Source organism: Paenibacillus sp. P4_A7, assembly GCF_056402455.1.
On the sequence record NZ_JBFUHJ010000245.1, the window covers coordinates 1 to 8,032 of the forward strand.

General features: G+C 46.5%; 8 protein-coding genes. All 8 read left to right on the forward strand.

From position 1 onward, the window contains the following. On the forward strand, positions 1-313 hold a 313-nt coding region (locus tag AC1DWN_RS22215), incomplete at its 5' end, for a sensory rhodopsin transducer (protein WP_477561080.1). A 30-nt stretch (positions 314-343) separates the two neighbouring features. After that, the gene (gene rhaI / locus AC1DWN_RS22220) at positions 344-1,564 is read left to right on the forward strand and encodes an L-rhamnose isomerase (RefSeq protein WP_477561081.1); all 1,221 of its coding nucleotides are present in this window, start codon (positions 344-346) and stop codon (positions 1,562-1,564) included. Continuing rightward, positions 1,561-3,030, forward strand: coding sequence for a rhamnulokinase (locus AC1DWN_RS22225; RefSeq protein WP_477561082.1), 1,470 nt, complete (start codon positions 1,561-1,563; stop codon positions 3,028-3,030). Before rhaI ends, AC1DWN_RS22225 begins: the two co-directional genes overlap by 4 nt. Positions 3,031-3,067: 37 nt before the next feature. Continuing rightward, on the forward strand, positions 3,068-3,826 hold the full coding sequence (locus AC1DWN_RS22230) for a DeoR/GlpR family DNA-binding transcription regulator (protein ID WP_477561083.1): 759 nt from the start codon (positions 3,068-3,070) through the stop codon (positions 3,824-3,826). A 166-nt stretch (positions 3,827-3,992) separates the two neighbouring features. Further along, positions 3,993-4,721, forward strand: a complete 729-nt coding sequence (locus tag AC1DWN_RS22235) for a (Fe-S)-binding protein (RefSeq protein WP_477561084.1) — start codon at positions 3,993-3,995, stop codon at positions 4,719-4,721. Continuing rightward, positions 4,718-6,256, forward strand: coding sequence for a LutB/LldF family L-lactate oxidation iron-sulfur protein (locus AC1DWN_RS22240; protein ID WP_477561085.1), 1,539 nt, complete (start codon positions 4,718-4,720; stop codon positions 6,254-6,256). Before AC1DWN_RS22235 ends, AC1DWN_RS22240 begins: the two co-directional genes overlap by 4 nt. Next, entirely contained in the window at positions 6,243-6,992 is a 750-nt protein-coding gene (locus AC1DWN_RS22245) for a LutC/YkgG family protein (RefSeq protein ID WP_477561086.1), read from the forward strand. The genes AC1DWN_RS22240 and AC1DWN_RS22245 overlap by 14 nt, the downstream gene beginning before the upstream one ends. 72 nt (positions 6,993-7,064) lie before the next feature. Beyond that, entirely contained in the window at positions 7,065-7,790 is a 726-nt protein-coding gene (locus tag AC1DWN_RS22250) for a FadR/GntR family transcriptional regulator (RefSeq protein ID WP_477561087.1), read from the forward strand. Positions 7,791-8,032: the final 242 nt, after the last annotated feature.

Consider the following 8,032-nt stretch of genomic DNA (forward strand, 5'->3'; position numbering starts at 1 on the left):
TAGCACGGGAGCTTTAACAAGCCACGAATCTATTTGTGTATTGAACTGTTCATCCGAAGAAGCAATTATTCACATTACTATTTATTTCGAAGATCGCGAACCGATGGAAGACATCATGGTAATCGTGTCAGGCAGACGTACAAATCATATTCGCACTAGTTCTTTAATGAAGGAGGGAGCATCGATACCAATCGGTGTTCCTTACGCCATTGAGGTGCAAAGCAATATTCCAATTATAGTCCAGTACAGCAGGCTTGATTCGACCCAGGCGGAAAACACACTTATGTCGACGATGGCTTATCCATTAAAATAATACACTTCAAATTATGAAAGGGTGTTCACGATGACAGACCGCGCTTATGCTTTTTTTGAGGAGCAGCAGCAAGCTAGAGGGATTAATCTCAATGAGGTTAAGGAAAGTTTAAAATCATTAAAAATAGAAACGCCATCATGGGGTTATGGAGATTCCGGAACTCGCTTTAAAGTGTTCCAGAAGGAAGGCGTGCCTCGCAACCCGTTTGAGAAGTTTGAGGATGCAGCACAGGTTCACCGTCTGACAGGAATTGCTCCTTCCGTTGCCATCCACATTCCGTGGGATAAAGTTGACGACTATGGTAAGTTGAAAAGCCATGCTGAAGGTCTGGGACTAACGATTGGTGCTGTTAATCCAAACCTTTTTCAGGATGAAGACTACATGCTTGGAAGCGTTACAAATGCAGATGCTGCCATTCGCCGCAAAGCAACGGATCACCTACTAGAGTGTGTAGACATCGCGAAGGAAACAGGCTCGCGCGATATTAGCTTGTGGTTCGCTGACGGTACGAACTATCCGGGACAAGGCGATATCCGCAAGCGTAAAGCTTGGATGAACGATGCGCTGGCTGAAATGTATAAAGCAATGACTCCAGAGATGCGTATGCTTATCGAATACAAATGCTTTGAGCCTGCTTTCTATCATACGGATCTAGCGGATTGGGGCATGGCTTTCAACTTGGCACAGAAGCTCGGACCACAGGCAGAAGTGCTTGTTGATACGGGTCACCATTTACCAGGTGCAAATATCGAGCATATCGTTGCTTATCTGATCGATGAAAAACGTCTCGGCGGCTTCCATTTTAATAGCCGTAAATATGCGGATGATGATCTAATTGTCGGTTCGGTTAATCCTTATGAGCTATTTTTGATTTTCTATCAAATCTTGAGCGCAGCGGGCGATGCGGATGCTGCTATCCGTCAAAACGTTGCTAATATCGCATATATGATTGACCAATCACATAACATCGAACAAAAAATTCCAGCGATGCTGCGTTCCGTATTGAATGTACAAACGCAATTTGCTAAAGCGCTTCTCATTAACCACGCTGAAGTAGCCGACGCAGCACAGCGCAATGACGTTCTAGGTGCTGAGGATGCGGTTCGCCGTGCCTTTGAATTTGACGTTACGCCGCTGCTCCATTCGATTCGTGAAGAGCAAGGTCTTCCGCTTGATCCGATGAGAGCGTACTTAAATAGCAGCTATGGCAAAGACATATTGGTGAGAGGCAAGGGCGGTGCCAGCTGGTGACCATTCTTGCTTACGATCTGGGGGCGAGCAGCGGAAGAGCGCTGCTCGGCCGGCTTGTAAACGGTAAGATCGAGGTTGAGGAGCTGCATCGTTTTTCCAATGATCCTGTACAGGTCGGCGATCGGCTGCAATGGGACATCTTAAGGCTGTTTCATGAGCTAAAGCAAGGACTGCTAAAGGCAAAGCACCAGGATATTAAACTGAAGAGCCTTGCTATTGATTCATGGGCGGTTGATTTTGGTTTTATTGGAAGCAATGGCGAGCTGCTGGGTAATCCATATCATTACCGTGACCAACATACGAATGGTGTTATGGATAGCGTGATAGAAGAGTTATCGGCTAACGAAATATTTGGTCGAACGGGCATTCAGTTTTTACCATTTAATACAATATATCAGCTTGCTGCGTTAAAGCAGGCTGATTCTCCGTTATTACGGGAAGCAAAGCACTTTCTGATGATTCCCGACTTGCTGCGTTACTTTTTAACAGGGGAAATGCATAACGAATTTTCAAATGCGACGACGACGCAGCTGTTCAACCCGATCAAGGGAATCTGGGATGACACGCTGATTCAAGCGATTGGTCTCTCTTCAGATTTATTTGGAGAAATTGTTCAGCCAGGTGCAAGTGTCGGGAAATTGCGTGATTCTTTATGTGAGGAACTTGGTATTGATAGTGTTCCTGTATATGCGGTAGCCGAGCATGACACAGGTTCAGCGGTCGTTGCTGTACCTGCACTTGATCGATCATTTGCCTATTTAAGCTGCGGGACGTGGTCGCTCATGGGCACAGAGGTAAATGAGCCTGTCATTAATGAGCTAGCGCAGCAGCTCAACTTCACGAATGAGGGCGGTGCGTACGGCACGTATCGTTTGCTCAAAAATATTATGGGCCTGTGGATTTTGCAAGAATGCAGACGTTCATGGGAACGAGAAGGAATTTCTTACTCTTTCCCCGAATTAGTTAAGTTGGCTGGCGAGGCTAAGCCGTTTGCTGCATTCATTGATCCAGATGATCCCTTATTTCTGCATCCAGGAGATATGCCTGAGCGCGTTGGTGAGTACTGCCTTCGTTCAGGGCAAGCAGTGCCTGAGAATGTTGGGGCAATTGTGCGATGTGTGCTGGAGAGTCTTGCGCTAAAATATCGAAATATTCTGGAGCTTACCGAGCAATTGTCTGGCAACTCATTCAACGGGCTTCATATGGTAGGCGGCGGTATTCAGAATACGCTGCTATGTCAATGGACAGCAAATGCAATTGGCAAACCAGTTTGGGCAGGGCCGGTAGAAGGAAGCGCGATCGGCAATATGGTTGTCCAATGGATTGCGTCAGGTGAGTTGTCTGATATATGGGAAGCTCGTAGAGTCATTCGCGAATCATTCCCTATTGAGGTGTACGAGCCAGTGAATCAAGAGGCTTGGGAGAATGCGTACAAATCTTTTAAAGCAAAGACAGGAATCGCATAAGCTGCGAATTCAAATAAAGGTTAGGAAGAGGTAAGGTATGCTGGCAGCGGAACGTTACGACAAAATTGTACAGCTGGTTAATGAGAGAGGGAGCATCCGGGTGACAGAGTTAAGTGAGCTCTGCCTGGTTACGGAGGAAACGATTCGGCGTGACCTTGATCGCTTAGAGCAAGCCGGTCGTTTGCGCCGCTCGCATGGCGGTGCAGTAAGCGTGAAGGATCAGCAGCCGGAAATCCCGTACTTCGAGCGAGAAATAACTCGAGCTGATGAGAAGAAGCGGATTGCTGAGGCGGCTATAAAGCTGATTCAGCCGAAGGATCGTATTCTGCTGGATGCTAGTACTACAGCTTGGTATATGGCTGCCAGTATGCCTGACATTCCATTAACCGTACTTACAAATTCAATTAAAGTAGCTATGGAGCTCAGCAGCAAGGAGAAGATCGAGGTTATTTCAACCGGTGGGATACTTGCTGCACGATCACTTTCTTATGTGGGTCCTCTGGCTGAACGCTCACTTGATGCCTATCACGTGGATAAAGCATTTTTCTCTTGCAAGGGCGTACATCTTGAACGAGGCATTAGTGAGTCCAATGAACTTCAGGCACGAATTAAGCATAAAATGGTCGGTATGGCTGATGAAGTCATCCTGCTTGCTGATTCCAGTAAGTTTGGTCTTCAGGCGTTTACACATGTAGCAGATCTGAGCGCTATAGATCACATTATTACCGATGCTTATTTGCAAAGTGAGCTTCAATCACAGCTGGAAGAACGGCAAATTACTGTGACTACGGTTTAATAATAGATAGAGATGGTGCTCGATTGCTTAATTAACAGTTGGCAGTGGAGCATCATGTTTATAAGCGAGCTATATATCGGAATATAAGATGTTCTATATTTTTTTTGTTCAAACATGTCTGACAACCTGATAAAATGGGATAAAAGAGGCTGAGAGGGGTGCTGAAATGAAAGTTTCTTTATTTATAACTTGTTTGAGCGATGCGCTGTATCCGCGCGTTGGCGAAGCGATGGTGAGATTACTTGCGAAGTATGGTGTGTCGCTGCAATTTTCGACTGTACAAACCTGCTGCGGTCAACCTGCGTTCAACAGCGGTTATTGGAAGGATGCAAGAGAATCAGCAAAAACAATATTGGATGCTTTTGAGGATTGCGACTTCGTTATTTCACCATCTGGCTCCTGCACCGGAATGATTCATCATTATCCTAAATTGTTTGAAGACGATCCAGTCATGTTGAAGCGAGCGCAGAGCCTCCAGAGCAAGTCTTATGAATTTACGCAATTTCTTGTTCAAGTTCTTGGAGTAACCGAGGTTGGCGCATCGTTTCCACATAAGGTTACCTATCATCCATCCTGTCACGGCAGCCGTATTTTAGGAGTCAAGGATGAGCCTTTAGCTCTTTTACAAAATGTGAGAGGTCTAGAACTTGTCCCTTTGCCTTTCGCTGAGGATTGCTGCGGTTTTGGCGGTACCTTTGCTGTGAAAATGGCGGATATCTCCGGGGCTATGGTTACGGAAAAAGTGGATCATGTGCTAGAGACGGAAGCGGAGGTGCTAGTTGGGCTCGATATGGCATGCCTCCTTAATATTGCTGGTAACTTGCACTATCGGAATGAGCCGGTTCGCGTCATGCATCTGGCGGAACTGCTCTACGAAGGGGTGAAAGAAGCATGAGTACGGGACAGAAAGCAAAGGGCAAAGCTACTGTAAAGGCGAGAGCAGATCTTGCGCTTAATGATGAATTTCTGCGCAAAGCAGTACGGTTCACGACGGAGCGTCTTCGTAATGGGAAGAAAAAAGCGACGGAGGAACATGGCAACTGGGATGATTGGCGTGAGAGGGGCAAGCAAATTCGGCTTCACACGATCGCTCATCTTGATTATTATTTGAATTTGTTCGTTAATAATGCTCGTGCGAACGGCGTACACATCCATTTTGCAAATACGGGTGAGGAAGCCGTGGGGATCACGTTAGATATCGCAGAGCATGCGAAAGCGAAGTCGGTTGTGAAATCAAAGTCGATGGTTACGGAGGAGCTTCATCTTAACCATGCACTTGAGTCTATCGGCGTAGAAGCAGTTGAAACGGACTTAGGCGAATACATTATCCAGTTAGCTGGAGAAATGCCGTCTCATATCGTAATTCCAGCCATACACAAAAACAGGTATCAGATCGCTGACCTGTTATCTAAGGAAGCGGGTTACACATTGCCGCCAGATACCACTGCACTTGCAGGCTTCGTTCGGAAGAAGCTTCGGGAGAAGTTTTTGGACGCAGAGATTGGGATGACGGGCTGCAATTTTGCAATTGCAGAGACGGGCTCGATGGTGTTATTCGAAAATGAAGGCAATGCGCGTATGGTCACTACTGTACCGAAAACTCAAATTACACTGATGGGAATGGAACGTATTATTCCGTCCTGGTCGGATCTTGAAGTAATGGCGACTCTGCTTCCTCGTTCGGCTACCGGACAGAAGCTGACGATGTATATGTCGGGGATTACCGGTCCTCGTCGTTCTGAAGATGCGGATGGTCCGGATGAAATGCATATTATTATTGTTGATAACGGGCGCTCGCTCCAGCTTGGCGATCCTGAATTCCAAGAGCTGCTCAACTGTATTCGCTGCGGTGCTTGCTTGAATGCTTGCCCGGTTTATCGTCATATCGGTGGTCACGCTTATGGCAGCACGTACAGTGGTCCTATTGGAGCCGTACTAACACCATCGCTGAACAAAAATATAGCCGAATGGGACGATGTCGCCAATGCATCCAGCCTATGCGGTGCTTGTTATGAGGCCTGTCCGGTCAAAATACCACTGCATGACATGCTCGTTTACCTGCGTCGCCGCAAGGTGGAAAGCGGTAACGGAAGCAAGCTGGAATCGATCGGCATGCAGGGCTTTTCAACGATAATGGGCAACTCGTCTCGTTTTGGTGGTGTGCTTAGATTAGGAAAGCTTGGTCAAAAGCTTGTTGTTCGAAGCGGAGTCATCAAGACTAAGCTCGGTCCGCTCAAGGGATGGAATACGTACCGGGTAACGCCAAGCTTACCGAAGGAATCCTTCCGTGACCGTTGGGATACACTGGATCAGGAGCTGAAGCAGGGACTGAAGCAAATGGAGCCATCCATGCAAAATCGGATGGAGGAGCTGGTTCGAAAGCGTAAAGAAGATGAGAAGCAGGGTAAAGGGGGACATGGTCWTGGCTGATACTCATAAACAGTGGTTAGATAAGCTTGAGGCAGATTCCCGCAAGAAGCAGGAGCATTTTATGAATGATATTGCTTCCAAGCTGAAGCATCCAAGAATGGTTCAGAAGCCACAGCATCCGTTCCGCGGCGCGCCTGATTTCTGGAATGCCTTCGAATGGCCGATGCAGGAGAGAATAGATCAGTTCACAGCTAACTTCGTATCGGTAGGCGGTCATGTATCACGTCTTGAAACAATGGAGCAAGCTAAGCAATTTATTGTTCAGAAAGCGGAGGAAATGAGTGCGAAGTATGTGATTCGTCAAGATCAGCCCGAGCTGGACGCGCTTGATTTGGAAGGAGCGTTAGTTGACTCCAAAGTGTCGGTATGGAACACTGATCCTGAGCAATATTGGCGGGCACGTGCGGCGGAGGCGGATTTCGGTATTGTCATAGCCGATCATGCTGTTGCCTACACGGGATCAGTTACTGTTTTATCCGCAAGTAATAAGGGTCGTTCTGTCAGTTTGCTTCCAACGGTACTGTTTATTATTATTCCGATTGAACGGATGAAAACCAGACTGGGCGAGGTGCTGGTTACGTTCGACGAAGCGGGTCGCGAGCAGCTGCCAGCCGGCATTCATTTTATAACAGGACCGAGCCGCTCCTCCGACATCGAGAATGACTTAACAATTGGCGTTCACGGACCGGGAATCGTATATGCCCTTCTAGTTGGGAAGAATGAGCTTACGAAGTAAGTTTGCATTCGCAAACTTTAAGTTGATGCTTACGAAGTAAGTTTGCATCTGCAAACTTTGGAGGTGAAGCAAATGTCATTACTTGATGTAGTGAAGCTGTCAAAACGCAATCATTACGAGGTAATTACGGAACAGGTGAAGCAGCTCATCATAGATGGAAAGCTGAAGGTGGGCGATAAGCTGCCTTCGACCAAAGAAATGTCMGAACAGTTTGGCGTAGGACGCTCGACTACTCGTGAAGCGCTTAGTGCGCTCAAAGCGATGGGTATGATCGAAATTCGTCAAGGAGGCGGTTGCCGTGTCATCCGCAGTGCTCCAATCGAGGTTGAGCTGCCAGAGCTTCAGTCACTCCGAATGAACCGCGACACCGTTTTTGAACTGCTTGAGGCAAGGGAATCACTCGAGGTTTCAAATGCAGCAATCGCCGCTATGAAGCGAACGGATGAAGATATAATTATGCTGCGCAGCTTAATTGAAGAAATGAGGAACTCTGTCGGAAATGATGCCGAAGGAGAAAGGACCGATCTTCTGTTTCATTTGACGCTGGCAAAGGCTACACATAATACGATTATGGTTCGTTTGTTCGAGTCCATAATGAATCATATTGAAACGGCCATTCACGATATTCGGAAGATTGAGCTGTATGCAAACACATCGGTTGCTGAGCGGCTGTACGAGGAGCATTCAGCGATATTCGATGCGATTGAAAAGCAAGATGCATCTATGGCAGCCGAACGAATGAAGCGCCATTTGCAGCATATTGAGTCTATTGTAAGGAAACATATTGGCAGTTTATAAGTCAAGGTGAAACTGTGCATTGATTGGTATATTGCAAAGAAGACAGCGATTTTTCGGAGGAGACTGAAAAACGTGTGTTTTAAGCGTCTATAAAATGAACCTAAATAGATAAAGGCGAATTTCCATTCATATTGAATGAGAATTCGCCTTTATTTTATGGTTTTCTTTATGTTTTCTACTTTAATAGTGTCAATATTCTTTTGAGATTGACAGCGAATATAGTCATTGCCCCTTTCATGTGC